Below are 15,640 nucleotides of genomic sequence, written 5' to 3'. Positions count from 1 at the left end.
GCGCCGCGCTCCCCGCCCGCAGTTTTATCTGAGGTTCAGGACGGCTGGCGTCGCATAGGCATAAGCAACTACAAATGCCCCCAACCCCGAGTATTACCGTACCCACTCTCGGGGTCAGGCAATGGCCTTGAGAAAGACCAAGGTTGCCACCAGGTCCAGGACCAGTACAGTTGCCACAACGAAAACCATGTAATAGCGGTCATCCTGAGTCATGTCGGCGCTCTCCGCGTGATCAATGTCTCAGGAGCAAAGCAATTACCGTTCCAGCACCGATGCCCAGCCAACGGCTGCCACTGCGCTCAAACGTGGCGATCTTCTACGATGCCTTTACCTGACATACGCCGTTGGCTTTGTTCTTGCCGGTATACGATACGTCGGGCGAACCGTCGGGGTTGATCGACAATGAAACAGTCACCCCGCTGCCTTTGGCTTCGAAGTAGTTATCGTTGAACTTCTTCAGCTTCCCTTCCTTGCCATTGATATAGATCGGCCCACCTTTGTCCGCATGGACCTCAATGTTGCCGGGGCACGTTGCGTTCAGCAGTGGAATCCCGGCCTGGGCCGCGCCCGATGCCAGCATCAAGGCAGCCAGCAATAAACGTGTCATCTCACGCTCCTTAAGTGAATTGATCGTGACAAAAGCAATAGAGGGCCATCATAGCAACCCTCTGCAGTATGCGCTCGCGGGCTAGTCTAGACTGAAATGGCCATCCACCACGGAGCCAGCAGATGCAACCGTCAATCTCTGCGCAGCCTGTCCCTCATGAAGGTCTTGAAGATGTTGACCATCTCAGGTTTCACCGCGCCCATGAACATATGCACCACCCGTTTGGTAACGATGCTTTTGCCCGCAGGGCGGAAGCTTTCGCGCGCTTCTTTGGCACGCCGTTGTTTCTAGGGTCTCAGTCACTGGTGGTTCTGATATGGATGGGGATCAGCCTATCGGGGCTGTCAGCGTTCGATCCCTATCCCTTCATTCTATTGAATCTGGCGTTTAGTCTGCAGGCGGCCTACGCGGCCCCTCTGATTCTTCTGGCTCAAACCCGCCAAGCCGACCGTGACAAAGCAACAGCCGAAGCAGATGCGCGACATCGAGAGGCGATTGCCATGGCCAATCAACGACGTCAACGGGACGCGGAGATGCAAAGCAAGCAGCTTCTGCAGTTGCTGGAGCAAAACACACACCTCACAGAAGTCACAAAGCAAATGAGTGAACGGATTGAGCTCCTTACATCGCAGATGCACGCGCATTTGCTTGCGTCCTCAGTGCATGCGCCTTTGGGTAATAACGATTAATCCCTTACCCCTGCAGTTGCCTGCGGAGCGCTGTTTCGTCCTACCTCACCTCATTCGCAAAGCGGCCAACTGCCCCGACCACTTGTTTAGCGCCGCTTTGAATTTCCAGGATGACGGTGCCGGCTTCATTAGCCAATGCCAAGCCTTCCTCAGCTTTTGCCCGGCTGCTGAATATTTCGCTAACGGCTTGATCCGCAAGCGCCTGGTTTTGTTGGACCACGCTAACGATTTCCTCGGTGGCCGAACTGGTGTGACCAGCGAGTTTGCGCACCTCATCAGCAACCACAGCGAAGCCTCGACCTTGCTCACCCGCACGCGCGGCTTCGATAGCTGCATTCAGTGCTAGCAGATTCGTCTGCGAAGCAATTCCGCCAATGGTTTTAACGATAGAACTGATCAACGCAGACTGTTTGCCAAGCGCTTCGATGCTCTCGGTTGCCGCGTTCATTTGTTCAGCGATACTGCGCATGGTCTCCACCGTTCGCGTCACGACCACAGCGCCACGCTCCGCGCTCGAATCCGTTTGCCGGGATATGGCGTACGCGACACCCGCTGCATCCTTTACCTCTTGCTCGCGTGCGACCTGGTCCGTCACGACACTCGCAAACTTCACAACTTTAGACAGCTTGCCCTCAGTGTCATGTACAGGGTTATAAGTGGCCTCGAGCCAGATAACACTTCCACGGCCATCGACGCGTTTGAATCGGTCTGCAACGTACTCGCCACGGTTGAGCGTCTTCCAGAAACTTTCATACTGGGGCGATGCCGCTTCTTCGGCAGGGCAGAACAAACGATGATGTTTTCCTGCAATTTGGCCTAATGAGTAGCTCATGGCATCGAGAAACTGCTTGTTGGCTGTGATGACGGTGCCATCCAGGTTAAATTCAATGACGGCAGTGGACCGAACCAGCGCCTGGATCAGCGCTTCATTTTCCTTCGCCTGCTCCACGGTACGGGTGATTTCACTGCCGTAACCCTGGACATGGCCAAGGCTCGCGTCGTGGTCTCGAATAGGGAGCCAATAGATTTTCAACCAAGCAAGCGTGCCGTCCGCGCGGAGGTAGCGATATTCGTCATTGACGGGTTCAAAACGCGCTACAGCTTGATTGAACGCGTGAAAACAAGGCAGGTCTTTAACGTACGGCGGCACGATCTCCGCGAGCGGGCGCCCCAGCAGGCGCTCCTCAGAATACCCCAAGGTTTCCGAGAACTGTCGGTTAAATGCGCAGATACGAAACTGTGCATCCAGCCTTATGGTGAGCATGCCTCTGTCCATCTGCTCGACCTGCTGACGTAACTGATGCAGCTCCGCGCTCTGCTCTTGCAGCATTTTTTTGAGATTGCGGTTGAACATGACAGGCTCCAAGTGTGCTGGGTAAGCAATTATCGAGATGGGCCCATTGTTCTAGAGCATCCAGTCAATTTTTAATTGCAGCATGATGGGTATACGGGCGGGGTGATGAAAAATTCCAGGCCGGCAGATAAATTGCTACAGGCTTGGACGCGCGGCTCAACGCACAACATTGCAGGTGTTTAGGGACACTGCTGAAAATCACAGATTCCTCTGCGATTCTGGATCACGCGGGTAGCGAAGGCTGAGATCTCTGGCTCAAGAACTGAAGCCAGGCATCATGCGATTTCATCTGGCAGACCACGGCATCATCCCAGATAGCGCCGTGGATCTCACCCGCAGCAACCAGGTACATGAGCCTTGATGTACAGGCTTCCAGATCAAGGAGCTGCCGATGAGCCGTGAAGCGAAAATCAACGTTGCTTGGCATCTGGAGGTAAGGCCTGAAGGACTGGCTCGTGGACACGGGCCGATGTTCCTGTGTAATCAATATGACATCAAACCCCAGCGGCCGCATGCCTTATCGCAGATTCGCCCCCGTGATTGGACGACTCAAAGGACCGATGTTGGAAAACGCAGTAGCCGCCTCACCCTCTGGCGCTGCCCGCCAGCGCCTCAACGCTTGCCGCCGAGGACGGGCGGCAAGGCGGTGAAGAACCAGTAGATCCCAGTTCCTAGCACCATGGTCCACCGGCTTGCCGGGTTGAGAAACATTCCGACCACCCCAAGCGCGATCAGCGTCACGCCAGCCCACCGCCTGCGCCTCGGGTTGAACCATCGCTGGAACGCCCGAAGCCTCTCACCCAAATGCATCACCACTCTCCTTTTGGTAGGCGACGAAGCATATCAGCTGCCTGCCGCATGTACCCACACCTCGCTGCCCGCCAGCACTTCCTCAAACCAAAACGCCGCCTGATGAGGCGGCGTTGACTGAAGCACGGACGTTACCAGGTCTTCGGCTCTGACTTCTTGTAAGCGCCACTGGTCATGCACTTTTCGACCAGGTCTTCGCGCGCCTTGTTGTCTGGAAGCGTTTTCAGATAGTCGGGCTGACAGTGTTCGCCAGTCGGCTCGTAGGCTGCTGTGTCGACGGCATCTTCTTTGCAGCCCGCCAGAACCACTGCAGAGAACGCGGCGGCAGAGAAGAAAACCAATGCTTTGCGTGACATGAGCTCATTCCTTTGAAGTGGTCGGGCGTTATAGCAAACCTCGACCAGCATCGCAAAGAACGCCCCTCACCCAGGTCCAGCGAACGGGCACACTCCGGTGCATGGCGTCCAAATCCCTGCACCCGGTCAGCCCCTTTGTGTTCCAGCCGAGCAAAGTTGGGCTGTGGATCAACGAACCAAGTGTTACAATCCGCCACTTCAAATCGGCGCTCAACGCGCTGAACATCCGTGAGCGCCGCCAGTACGACACCCGCCACACCTATGCGACCCTGTGCCTGATGCCTGGTATGAACCCCGCGTTCATTGCGAACCAGCTCGCCACAGCGTCGAGATGTTGCTCTCTACTTACGCGAAATGGATCAGCTCCTCCTCGGACTGGAGGGAGCTGGAGAAGCTGCCGCCCCGAGTCGAATTGGCCCAAAATTGGCCCAAACCTGACGCGAGGGCCTAAATACACCTCTGGAACCCCCGCAGGACAAGCACTTGATTTCTACCGCTAACATCACCATGCAGTTCGGCTCCAAGCCGCTGTTTGAAAACGTTTCCGTAAAATTCAACAACGGCAACCGCTACGGTCTGATCGGCGCCAACGGTTGCGGCAAGTCGACCTTCATGAAGATCCTCGGCGGTGACCTGGAGCCTTCCGGTGGCCAGGTGATGCTGGAACCGAACACCCGCCTGGGCAAGCTGCGCCAGGACCAGTTCGCCTATGAAGAATTCACCGTGATCGACACCGTGATCATGGGCCACAGCCAGCTGTGGAAGGTCAAGGCCGAGCGCGACCGTATCTACTCGCTGCCGGAAATGACCGAAGAAGACGGCATGGCCGTCGCCGAGCTGGAAACCGAATTCGCCGAAATGGACGGCTACACTGCCGAATCGCGCGCCGGTGAACTGCTGCTGGGCCTGGGTATCCCCCTGGAACAGCACTTCGGCCCGATGAGCGAAGTGGCGCCAGGCTGGAAGCTGCGTGTCCTGCTGGCCCAGGCATTGTTCTCGGACCCGGACGTGCTGTTGCTCGACGAACCAACCAACCACCTGGATATCAACACCATCCGCTGGCTGGAAACGATCCTCACGGCGCGTAACAGCACCATGATCATCATTTCCCACGACCGCCACTTCCTCAACAGCGTCTGCACCCACATGGCCGACCTGGATTACGGCGAGCTGCGCCTGTTCCCAGGCAACTATGACGAGTACATGACGGCGGCCACCCAGTCGCGTGAGCAGTTGCTGTCGGACAACGCCAAGAAAAAGGCGCAGATCGCCGAACTGCAGACGTTCGTCAGCCGCTTCTCGGCCAACGCCTCCAAGGCCAAGCAGGCGACTTCGCGTGCCAAGCAGATCGACAAGATCCAGCTGGCCGAAGTCAAACCTTCCAGCCGTGTCAGCCCGTTCATTCGCTTTGAGCAGACCAAAAAACTGCACCGCCAGGCGGTGGTGGTCGAGAAGATGGCGAAAGCCTTCGACGACAAGGTGCTGTTCAAAAACTTCGACATTACCGTCGAGGCGGGTGAGCGCGTTGCGATCATCGGCCCCAACGGTATTGGCAAGACTACCCTGCTGCGCACTCTGGTCGGCGAAATGACCCCGGATGCAGGTTCGGTGAAATGGACCGACAGCGCAGAAGTGGGCTACTACGCCCAGGACCACGCTCACGACTTTGAAGACGATCTGAGCCTGTTCGACTGGATGGGCCAGTGGACCTCCGGCGAACAGGTGATTCGCGGCACCCTCGGGCGCATGCTGTTCTCCAACGACGAGATCCTCAAGTCGGTGAAGGTGATTTCCGGTGGTGAGCAAGGCCGCATGCTGTTCGGCAAGCTGATCCTGCAAAAGCCGAACGTGCTGGTGATGGATGAGCCAACCAACCACCTGGACATGGAGTCGATCGAGGCGCTGAACCTGGCGCTGGAAAACTACCCGGGCACCTTGCTGTTCGTCAGCCACGACCGCGAGTTCGTGTCGTCGTTGGCCACGCGCATCATCGAGCTGTCGCCCGATGGCGTGGTGGACTTCAGCGGTACCTACGACGATTACCTGCGCAGCCAAGGCGTACTGGTCTGATCGAAGTGTAAGGCCTGGCCATTTTGCATGGCTCGGCCGGCCTTTTCGCGGGCACGCCCGCTCCCAAGAGCCCAGTCAAGCAGGGGACGTGTGGGAGCGGGCTTGTCCCGCGAACACCGGCGAAGCCGGTGCCAGGCACCGCGTACTCCCATTTAGGGGACAAGTCCGCTGCCACAGCCACACCCTGGCGAATAATTCGTTAGCCTGCTTTCTTTTCCTTCGCACAACGGCCATGATGGGACCACGCCCAACCGCCCGCCCGCGAAAGAGCCCATGACCGCGCAACAACCTGCCCCCGCCAGCCATACGCTGCACATCACCCTGCAGATCCTGTCGATCGTTTTCTACACCTTCATTGCCTTCCTCTGCATCGGCCTGCCCATTGCGGTGTTACCCGGCTACGTGCACGACCAGCTGGGCTTCGGTGCGGTGATCGCCGGGGTGACCATCGGCTTGCAATATCTGGCCACCCTGCTGAGCCGCCCGTTTGCCGGGCGCGTTGCAGACACCCTCGGGGGCAAGCGAGCCATCCGCTTCGGCCTGCTGGGGATTGCCGGCTGCGGGGTATTGACGCTGTTATCGGCCTGGACCCTGACGCTGCCACTGCTGAGCCTCGCGTTGTTGCTTGGCGGCCGTTTGCTGCTCGGCATCGCCCAGGGGCTGATCGGCGTGGCTACCTTGAGTTGGGGCATCAGCCAGGTCGGCCCCGAACACACCGCCAGGGTGATCTCATGGAACGGTATCGCCTCCTACGGCGCCATCGCTATTGGCGCGCCACTGGGCGTATTGGCCGTGGATGGGCTGGACTTCAGCGTGCTGGGGCCTGCTTTGCTGGTGCTGGCAACCCTTGCCCTGCTGGTGTTGCGAAAGCGCCCCGATGTGGTGGTGGCGCGCGGCGAGCGCCTGCCATTCTGGTCGGCGTTTGCCCGGGTCGCACCGTGCGGTCTTGGCCTGACCCTGGCTTCGATCGGCTATGGCACCCTGACCACCTTCGTCACCTTGTACTACCTGGAGCGAGGTTGGGTGGGCGCAGCCTGGTGCCTCAGTGCGTTTGGGGTGTGCTTCATCATTTCGCGGCTTTTATTCGTCAATGCCGTCAACCGGTTTGGTGGCTACAACGTGGCGGTCGCCTGCATGGCCACCGAAGTGCTGGGCCTGAGCCTGCTGTGGCTGGCGCCTGCGCCGGCCTGGGCACTGGTCGGCGCGGGGCTTACCGGTTTCGGGCTGTCGCTGGTGTACCCGGCGCTGGGCGTCGAGGCAATCAGGCAGGTCCCCAGCAACAGCCGCGGCGCGGGGCTGGGGGCCTATGCGGTGTTCTTCGATATGGCCTTGGCTATCGCCGGCCCGCTGATGGGCGCAGTAGCCGTGCACCTGGGCTATGCCTCGATCTTCTGCGTGGCTGCCCTGCTCGCCCTGGCCGGGGTGGGCCTAACGCTGTTGCTATCGCGGCGCGCTCGCCGCGGCTGATCGCTCGGCCAGTTGCGGCGCGCCCAGCGCCTGGCTGAAGAACGCCGCCGTTTCACGCGCCAGCGAATGATGGATATGGCGGCGATCCACACCCTCGGCATCCTTGCACAGCGCCGGCATCCGCGCGTACTGCTCGGCGTCGCAGTGGGCCATGAACACAAAGTGGCCGGCGCCGGCCAACAGGCGATAATCGGGAGTGACCGGCAGCTTGCGGGCCAGAGCTTCGGCGTTGCGGTCCACCGCCACCAGCTGGTCGCTATCACCGCTGTAGATCAGCGCTGGCACCTGAACCCCCGCCAAGGCATGGCGCCCGAACAGCAGGCTCAACGGCGCCATCAGCATCACCGCCCCTACCCGCTGGTCGGCCTGCGGCGCCAGTTCGCTGCGGTCGGCAATCAAGATGCCGTGGGTCTTGCAGGCGTCGGCGTCGGTCGGACGCTCCAGGCAGTACTGGCGCAGGCGGTCCAGGTCCGGGCGCGCACCGGAAAGGATCAACGCGGTTTCGCCACCGGCTGAATAACCGATCACGCCCACCTTGCCTTCATCCAGGTAAGCCCCGACCAAAGCATCATCGCGGGCTGCGGTGATGGCGGCGCTGACTTGCAGCGGCCGGCCATACAGATTGCTCAGAGTACCCAGACGACTGTGGTCGTGGGCATTGTCCCCAGGGTGCACGACTGCCACCACCACAAAGCCTCGCCGCGCCAACGAAGTTGCCAGGTAATGCAGCGCCAATGGGCTGCCGGTATTGCCGTGGGACAATACCAGTAACGGGAACCGGCCCGTGGCGACGGGTGCCTCTTCAGCCACCTCGACTGGATAGCCGTCTATACGGCTGCTACGGGGTTTACCGATAGCGGGGTAGAACGCCAGTGCTTGCATCGGCCGGCTATCGACCGGGTCGGCCAAGGTCATGTGGTGCAGGCCGACAACCCGGGGCCCAGCCTCGGCATGGGCCAGCAGGCCGCCGATCAGGACCAGCGCCAACACGCAGCGGGGAATAGTCATCGGCCGGCGGTTCCTTGCAGGGCGAAGCGATAGCCCAGCATAAAGCCGGCCTGGCGTGCGCCGGATGAAAACTGGATGAAACCCTCGTCATGCACGTTGCGCGCGCACCCTATGCATTTGCGCATGGCGTCGAACCCGTGGCATAGATACAGGTCCACGTCTTTACGTGACCGTTTCGCGCCAATGAAGGAGATTCATGCATGAGCAAGCCCGCCTACGTGCCACCCAAGGTCTGGCGCAATGAAGCAGCGTCCGGCGGCCAGTTCGCCAGCATCAACCGCCCTGTTGCCGGCCCGACACACGACAGGGACCTGCCGCTAGGCAACCACCCTCTGCAGCTTTACTCCCTGGCCACCCCCAATGGCGTCAAGGTCACCATTGCCCTTGAAGAGCTGCTTGCCTTGGGCCATACCGCAGCCGAGTACGATGCCTGGTTGATCCGCATTGGTGAGGGCGACCAGTTTTCCAGCGGCTTCGTCCAGGTCAACCCCAATTCCAAAATCCCTGCCCTGCTCGACCGCAGCGTCGAACCGCCTGTGCGGGTATTCGAATCGGGTTCGATCCTGCTGTACCTGGCAGACAAGTTCGGCGCACTGCTGCCAAAATCGCCCGCTACACGCGCCGAGAGCCTGAACTGGCTGTTCTGGCAGATGGGCGCGGCGCCTTACCTGGGCGGTGGCTTCGGTCACTTCTACGTGTATGCCCCGGAAAAAATCGAATACGCGATCAACCGCTTTACCATGGAGGCCAAGCGTCAACTGGACGTGCTCGACCGCCGCCTGGCCGAGAGCCGCTACCTGGGCGGTGATGAGTACAGCATTGCCGATATTGCCGTGTGGCCGTGGTATGGCCAGCTGGTGCGCGGCAACCTGTATGACGCGGCAGAATTCCTGGCGGTGGATGAGTATCCCAACGTGCAGCGCTGGGCCGAGGAAATTGCCCTGCGCCCGGCGGTGCAGCGAGGAACGCGGGTAAACCGCACGTGGGGTGATGAGGCCAGCCAGGTGCCCGAGCGGCATGCGGCGCAGGACCTGGATTGAGGGTTAGCCGGGGTCGCTGTGCGACCCCGACAATGCCCGCTTGCATGAAACCATTTGCCCCCGCGCAAACCTGCGTCCGCCAAGCCCTTCTTGTACACTCCTCGCATTAGCCCCCACCTGCACATTTTTTTGGTGAACGCATGATCGAGGTAACCGAGGTTTCCATTGCCGAGCTGCGCGACGCGCTCGAGTCGGGCCGCACGACGGCGGTCGAGCTGGTCAAGGCCTACCTGGCGCGCATCGACGCCTACGATGGCGCCGACACCGCCACCGCCCTGAACGCTGTCGTGGTACGCAACCCCGAGGCGCTGAAAGAAGCCGAGGCCTCCGACGCCCGCCGCGCCCAAGGCCAGGTCCTGAGCCCGCTGGATGGCATTCCCTACACCGCCAAGGACAGCTACCTGGTCAAAGGCCTGACCGCCGCTTCCGGCAGCCCTGCCTTCAAGGATCTGGTCGCCCAGCGCGACGCTTTCACCATCGAGCGCCTGCGCGCCGCGGGTGCTGTGTGCCTGGGCAAAACCAACATGCCGCCCATGGCCAACGGTGGCATGCAGCGCGGCGTGTATGGCCGCGCCGAAAGCCCGTACAACGCCAACTTCCTGACTGCGCCCTTCGCCTCGGGCTCATCCAACGGTGCCGGCACCGCCACCGCCGCCAGCTTCAGTGCCTTCGGCCTGGCTGAGGAAACCTGGTCCAGTGGCCGTGGCCCGGCGTCCAACAATGGCTTGTGCGCCTACACCCCCTCGCGCGGCGTGATTTCGGTGCGTGGCAACTGGCCGCTGACCCCGACCATGGACGTGGTGGTTCCTTACGCCCGCACCATGGCCGACCTGCTGGAAATCCTCGACGTGGTGGTCGCCGATGACGCTGACAAGCGCGGCGACCTGTGGCGTCTGCAACCTTGGGTGCCAATACCGGCGGCATCCACCGTGCGCCCAGCTTCTTATCTGGACCTGGCAGTGGATGCCAGCGCACTCAAGGGCAAACGCTTTGGCGTACCGCGCATGTATATAAATGCCGATGCCGAAGCAGGCACCTGCGAAAAACCAGGCATCGGTGGCCCGACTGGCCAACGCATCAACACCCGTGCCACTGTGATTGATTTGTGGCAACAGGCACGCCAGGCTCTGGAGGCGGCCGGCGCCGAAGTGCTGGAAGTGGACTTTCCGCTGGTGTCGAACTGCGAGGGCGACCGCCCGGGCGCACCGACCGTTTACAACCGTGGCATCGTCAGCAAGGAGTTCCTGCATGACGAGCTGTGGGAGCTGTCGGGGTGGGCCTTTGACGACTTCCTGCGCGCCAACGGCGACCCGAAGCTCAACCGCCTGGCCGATGTCGATGGCCCACAGATTTTCCCCCACGACCCGGGCACCCTGCCCAACCGCGAAGACGACCTGGCCGCCGGCATGGACGAGTACGTCAACATGGCCAGGCGCGGGCTGAAGACCTGGGACCAGATCGAGACCTTGCCCGACGGCCTGCGTGGCCTGGAGCACACGCGCAAACTGGACCTGGAAGACTGGATGGACAATCTGGGCCTGGACGCTGTGCTGTTCCCGACAGTGGCCGATGTGGGCCCGGCCGATGCCGACGTCAACCCGGCATCAGCGGACATCGCCTGGAGCAACGGTATCTGGGTGGCCAACGGTAACCTGGCGATCCGTCACCTGGGTGTGCCGACCGTCACCGTGCCAATGGGGGTGATGGCCGACATCGGCATGCCGGTGGGGCTGACCTTTGCCGGGCGGGCTTACAGTGACAATGCGTTGTTGAGCTTTGGTGCAGCCTTCGAGGCGACTGGCTCGCGCCGTATGATTCCGCCGCGCACCCCGGCGCTGGGCTGACTTTTACAAGGGCCGCTTTGCGGCTCATCGCCGGCAAGCCAGCGCCCACAGGAAACTGCAAACCTCAAGGGTCGTGCAGTAACTGTGGGCGCTGGCTTGCCCGCGATGGGCCGGTACAACCACCACAGATCGCACAATTCAACTTTATGTGTAAAAATACACAAAACGTTGATATTGCGATGTGCCATGCCTATCCCCCCCAGCGAAGAACGCCACCTCACCCTCACGGTGCTCAAGGCCGCCATCCAGGCCTTGGGCAGCGTCGCCGCACGCAACATGGAAATCCTGCTGCACGACCTGGACCACCCGGAGCATTCCGTGGTGACGATCGTCAACGGTCACCTCTCCGGCCGCAGCGTCGGCAGCCCGATCCTCGCCGCCCCAGAGCAGGATCAAGGCTTCAAGGCACTGATGCAGGCCTCGGCCGACCAGCACGGCAGCGAGCCGGTGGTACTACCCGACTACCCCACCACGCTCAAGGGCCGCACCCTGCGCAGCGCCACTGCGATCTTTCGCGACAGCACCGGCCACCCCTTCGCCAGCCTATGCGTCAACACCGACGTCACCGGCCTGGACGCCGCCATGAGCTTTCTCCAGCAGTTCCAACCGCTGGGGGCCACGCCTGCCGTCAGCGAACCCGCCGACATGGAGCTGCTGATGAGCGAGATCATCCAGGCTTCCCTGCAACGCAGCGGCCAAGGCCGGATGAACAAACAGGCCAAGGTCGAAGCAGTGCGGGTCATGCAGGAGCGTGGCCTGTTCATCGTCAAAGGCGGCGTGGAAAAGGCGGCCAGTGCGCTCGGCGTGACCCGCTACACCATTTACAACTACCTTGAACAATTACGCGGAACCAGCCAATGACCTTGCATATCCACACCCCCCTGATCGAATCCCGCTCCCTGTCGTTGGCCGCGGGCCGAAACATCTGGCTCAAGCTCGATGCCCTGCAACCTTGCGGCTCGTTCAAGCTGCGCGGGGTGGGCCATGCCTGCGAAGTGCATCAGGCCCGTGGCGCCCGGCAGTTCATCTCGTCTTCGGGCGGCAACGCCGGCCTGGCGGTGGCCTATGCAGGGCGCAAACTGGGTGTGCCGGTGACCGTGGTGGTCCCCGAGACCACCACCGAGCGGGCCAAGGAGTTGCTGCGCCTGGAAGACGCCAACGTGGTGGTGCATGGCAGCTCCTGGCAAGAGGCCAACGCCCTGGCGCAGACCTTGGTGGGGCCGGATGATGCGTTCATCCACCCGTTTGACGATCCGCTGCTGTGGGCCGGGCATGCCAGCCTGATCGATGAAGTCGCCGAAGCAGGCGTCAAACCGGACGCCGTGGTGCTGTCGGTGGGGGGTGGCGGCTTGCTCAGCGGCGTGGTCGAGGGGCTGCAGCGCAATGGCTGGGGTGATGTACCGGTGCTGGCGGTGGAAACCCACGGCGCCGCGTCGCTGCACGCGGCCCTGCAGGCGGGGCATTCGGTCGAGCTGGAGCGCATCGCCTCGGTGGCAACATCGCTGGGGGCAAAGCGGGTAGCCGATCAGGCGCTGGCCTGCGCACAGCAACACCCGGTGCACAGCCACCTGGTCAGCGATCGCGCAGCGCTGGAAGCCTGTGAGCGGTTCCTGCTGGACCATCGCGTACTGGTCGAGCCAGCGTGTGGAGCGGCGCTGGCATTGGCGTATGCGCCAGGCGTCCTGGCGCACTACCAGAATGTGCTGGTGGTGGTTTGTGGTGGCGCTACGGCAACGCTTGAGCAGATTCACGCGTGGTTGCAGCAAGCCGATTGAGGCTGCCGCCCGTCGGTGGTGATTACGACAGTCACATGCGCCTGTTCTACTGAGCCCGCCGCAACCGGAAAAATGCCCTCGCAACGGCGTCAACCCTGACGAAATGCGTATCGCACCCTTTCGGTCTGCGGCAAGTGAAGGCACAATGCGTGTCCTTTTTTTGGCCGGCCTGGCCGGGGGCCTTTAAATGATCAAGACGCCGTATTACCTCATCGATAAAACCAAGCTGCTCAGCAACATGGAGAAGATCGCCTACGTGCGCGAACACTCCGGTGCCAAGGCGCTGCTCGCCCTCAAGTGCTTCGCCACCTGGTCGGTGTTCGACCTGATGCAGCAGTACATGGACGGCACCACCTCGTCCTCCCTCTTCGAGCTCAAGCTCGGCCGCCAGAAGTTCGCCGGCGAGACCCACGCCTACAGCGTGGCCTGGGCCGACGACGAGGTCGAGGAAATGCTCGAGAACTGCGACAAGATCATCTTCAACTCCATCGGCCAGCTGCAGCGCTTTGCCGAACAGTCCGAAGGCAAAGTGCGCGGCCTGCGCGTCAACCCGCAGGTCAGCAGCTCTGACTACCTGCTGGCCGACCCGGCACGTCCGTTCAGCCGCCTGGGCGAATGGGACCCTGCCAAGATCGAGCAGGTGATCGAACAGATCTCCGGTTTCATGTTCCACAACAACTGCGAGAACGGCGACTTCGGCCTGTTCGACAAGATGCTCACGCACATCGAAGAGCGCTTCGGTCACCTGCTGCACAAGGTCGAGTGGGTCAGCCTCGGTGGCGGCATCCATTTCACCGGTGAAGACTATGCGGTAGACGCCTTCTGCGCGCGCCTCAAAGCCTTCTCGCAAAAGTACGGCGTGCAGGTGTACCTGGAGCCGGGCGAAGCAGCCATCACCAACAGCGCCTCGCTGGAAGTGACCGTGCTCGACACCCTGTACAACGGCAAGCACCTGGCCGTGGTCGACAGCTCGATCGAAGCACACCTGCTTGACCTGCTGATCTACCGCCTCAACGCCAAGATGGCCCCCAACGACGGCGAGCACACCTACATGGTCTGCGGCAAGTCGTGCCTGGCCGGTGACATTTTCGGCGAGTACCAATTCGATCGCCCGTTGGCCATTGGCGATCGCCTGTCGTTCATCGACACGGCGGGTTACACCATGGTCAAGAAAAACTGGTTCAACGGCCTGAAGATGCCATCCATCGTGGTCAAGCAACTCGACGGCAGCGTCGAAGTCGTCCGCGAGTTCGGTTTCGAAGACTACGTTTCCAGCCTGTCGTAAGGCCGGCTTTCCAAGTAAGGAGCAAAAGGTAAATTGAAGAAGAACGTTCTTATCATTGGTGCAGGAGGTGTCGCCAAGGTGGTGGCCCACAAGTGCGCGCAGCATAACGACGAACTGGGTCGTATCGCTATCGCGTCACGGAACATCTCCAAATGCCAGGCCATCATCGACAGCGTCAAGGCCAAGGGTAGCCTCAAGGTACCCGCCGACATCCAGGCCTTCTCGCTCAATGCCCTCGATGTCGAGGCAACCAAGGCGCTGATCCGCGAGACCGAATCGCAGATCGTGATCAACGTAGGTTCCGCCTTCCTCAACATGTCGGTGCTGCGTGCCTGCATCGATACGGGTGTCGCCTATCTGGACACCGCCATCCACGAAGAGCCGGGCAAGATTTGCGAGACCCCGCCGTGGTATGGCAACTACGAGTGGAAACACCTCGAAGAGTGCCAGGCAAAGAACATTACCGCCATTCTCGGCGTCGGTTTCGACCCGGGTGTGGTGAACAGCTACGCCAAACTGGCGCAGCAGCAGTATTTCGACAGCATTGATTCGATCGACATCCTCGACGTCAATGCCGGTTCGCATGGCAAATACTTTGCCACCAACTTCGACCCGGAAATCAACTTCCGTGAGTTCACCGGGCAAGTGTGGAGCTGGCAGAACAGCCAGTGGACCAGCAACACCATGTTCGAGGTCAAGCGTACCGACGACCTGCCAGTGGTAGGCTCGCAGAACCTTTACCTGACCGGCCACGACGAAGTTCACTCGATTTCGAAGAACCTCAACGTGCCGAACGTGCGTTTCTGGATGAGCTTCGGCGAGCACTACATCAATGTGTTCACCGTGTTGAAGAACCTGGGCCTGCTCAGCGAGCAACCGGTAAAAACGGCCGAAGGCCTGGAAGTGGTACCGCTGAAAGTGGTCAAGGCCGTTCTACCAGACCCGGCCTCCCTGGCCCCTGGCTACACCGGCAAGACCTGCATCGGTGACCTGGTCAAAGGCACCAAGGATGGCCAGCCGCGCGAAGTGTTCATCTACAACGTGGCAGACCACGAAGAAGCCTACGCCGAGACCGACAGCCAGGGCATTTCCTACACCGCCGGTGTACCGCCAGTGGCTGCCGCCCTGCTGGTTGCCCGTGGCGAATGGGATGCCAAGCGCATGGTCAACGTCGAGGAGCTGCCAGCCGAGCCGTTCCTCAAGGCGCTTGACGTGATGGGCCTGCCAACCCGCGTCAAAGATGAAAAAGGCGATCGTCCTTGGGACGCTGAAGCCTAAGCAACAAACAGAAGGGGCGCCACATGGCGCCCCTTCTGCGTTTCCAGGCCCTGTAAT

General features: G+C 61.0%; 12 protein-coding genes and 3 pseudogenes. 10 read left to right on the top strand and 5 right to left on the bottom strand.

Annotated features, from left to right (window positions below; translation table 11 throughout):
* Positions 1-316: 316 nt before the first annotated feature.
* Positions 317-607: a hypothetical protein gene (locus OZ911_RS13405; RefSeq protein WP_016486678.1), complete on the bottom strand. Its 291-nt coding sequence runs from the start codon at positions 605-607 to the stop codon at positions 317-319.
* 122 nt (positions 608-729) lie between these two features.
* Here OZ911_RS13405 and OZ911_RS13400 point away from each other — a divergent pair, with 122 nt between their 5' ends.
* The gene (locus OZ911_RS13400; RefSeq protein ID WP_016486677.1) at positions 730-1,296 is read left to right on the top strand and encodes a DUF1003 domain-containing protein; all 567 of its coding nucleotides are present in this window, start codon (positions 730-732) and stop codon (positions 1,294-1,296) included.
* A 40-nt stretch (positions 1,297-1,336) separates the two neighbouring features.
* Here the strand turns inward: OZ911_RS13400 and OZ911_RS29000 are convergent.
* The 3 genes and pseudogenes from OZ911_RS29000 to trbK form a co-directional block, all read right to left on the bottom strand.
* A pseudogene (locus OZ911_RS29000) lies at positions 1,337-1,768 on the bottom strand (methyl-accepting chemotaxis protein); the annotation flags it as partial.
* A 153-nt stretch (positions 1,769-1,921) separates the two neighbouring features.
* Positions 1,922-2,560 (bottom strand): annotated as a pseudogene (locus OZ911_RS28995) (PAS domain-containing protein); the annotation flags it as partial.
* A gap of 1,031 nt (positions 2,561-3,591) precedes the next feature.
* Entirely contained in the window at positions 3,592-3,816 is a 225-nt protein-coding gene (gene trbK, locus OZ911_RS13390; RefSeq protein ID WP_016486673.1) for an entry exclusion lipoprotein TrbK, read from the bottom strand.
* A gap of 101 nt (positions 3,817-3,917) precedes the next feature.
* On the opposite strand from trbK, the pseudogene OZ911_RS13385 reads away from it, so the two are divergent.
* The 3 genes and pseudogenes from OZ911_RS13385 to OZ911_RS13375 all read left to right on the top strand — a co-directional run bounded on the left by OZ911_RS13385 (position 3,918) and on the right by OZ911_RS13375 (position 7,353).
* Positions 3,918-4,267: pseudogene (locus OZ911_RS13385) on the top strand (site-specific integrase).
* A 32-nt stretch (positions 4,268-4,299) separates the two neighbouring features.
* On the top strand, positions 4,300-5,886 hold the full coding sequence (locus tag OZ911_RS13380; RefSeq protein WP_016486587.1) for an ABC-F family ATPase: 1,587 nt from the start codon (positions 4,300-4,302) through the stop codon (positions 5,884-5,886).
* Between the two features lie 273 nt (positions 5,887-6,159).
* A complete protein-coding gene (locus OZ911_RS13375) occupies positions 6,160-7,353 on the top strand; it encodes an MFS transporter (protein WP_070086831.1) in 1,194 nt (397 codons plus the stop codon).
* Here the strand turns inward: OZ911_RS13375 and OZ911_RS13370 are convergent.
* The gene (locus OZ911_RS13370) at positions 7,327-8,361 is read right to left on the bottom strand and encodes an alpha/beta hydrolase family protein (RefSeq protein WP_070086832.1); all 1,035 of its coding nucleotides are present in this window, start codon (positions 8,359-8,361) and stop codon (positions 7,327-7,329) included. The two genes, OZ911_RS13375 and OZ911_RS13370, sit on opposite strands and share 27 nt — an antisense overlap.
* A 200-nt stretch (positions 8,362-8,561) precedes the next feature.
* Here OZ911_RS13370 and yghU point away from each other — a divergent pair, with 200 nt between their 5' ends.
* From yghU to OZ911_RS13340, 6 genes are all read left to right on the top strand, one after another.
* Positions 8,562-9,401, top strand: a complete 840-nt coding sequence (gene yghU, locus OZ911_RS13365) for a glutathione-dependent disulfide-bond oxidoreductase (protein WP_023048169.1) — start codon at positions 8,562-8,564, stop codon at positions 9,399-9,401.
* 140 nt (positions 9,402-9,541) lie between these two features.
* The gene (locus OZ911_RS13360) at positions 9,542-11,245 is read left to right on the top strand and encodes an amidase (protein WP_070086833.1); all 1,704 of its coding nucleotides are present in this window, start codon (positions 9,542-9,544) and stop codon (positions 11,243-11,245) included.
* Positions 11,246-11,431: 186 nt separating this feature from the next.
* A complete protein-coding gene (locus tag OZ911_RS13355; RefSeq protein WP_023048170.1) occupies positions 11,432-12,106 on the top strand; it encodes a helix-turn-helix transcriptional regulator in 675 nt (224 codons plus the stop codon).
* Complete coding sequence (locus OZ911_RS13350) at positions 12,103-13,020, top strand: pyridoxal-phosphate dependent enzyme (protein WP_060516581.1); 918 nt, start codon at positions 12,103-12,105, stop codon at positions 13,018-13,020. Before OZ911_RS13355 ends, OZ911_RS13350 begins: the two co-directional genes overlap by 4 nt.
* A 187-nt stretch (positions 13,021-13,207) precedes the next feature.
* Positions 13,208-14,305 (top strand): carboxynorspermidine decarboxylase, encoded by a 1,098-nt coding sequence (locus tag OZ911_RS13345; RefSeq protein WP_016486580.1) that lies wholly within the window; start codon positions 13,208-13,210, stop codon positions 14,303-14,305.
* Between the two features lie 33 nt (positions 14,306-14,338).
* Positions 14,339-15,583: a saccharopine dehydrogenase family protein gene (locus OZ911_RS13340; RefSeq protein ID WP_003248123.1), complete on the top strand. Its 1,245-nt coding sequence runs from the start codon at positions 14,339-14,341 to the stop codon at positions 15,581-15,583.
* Positions 15,584-15,640: the final 57 nt, after the last annotated feature.

It is taken from the genome of Pseudomonas fortuita, assembly GCF_026898135.2.
GTDB lineage: Bacteria > Pseudomonadota > Gammaproteobacteria > Pseudomonadales > Pseudomonadaceae > Aquipseudomonas > Aquipseudomonas fortuita.
Note: the sequence above shows the minus strand (reverse complement) of the source record. Positions and strands in the feature narration are given on the sequence as shown.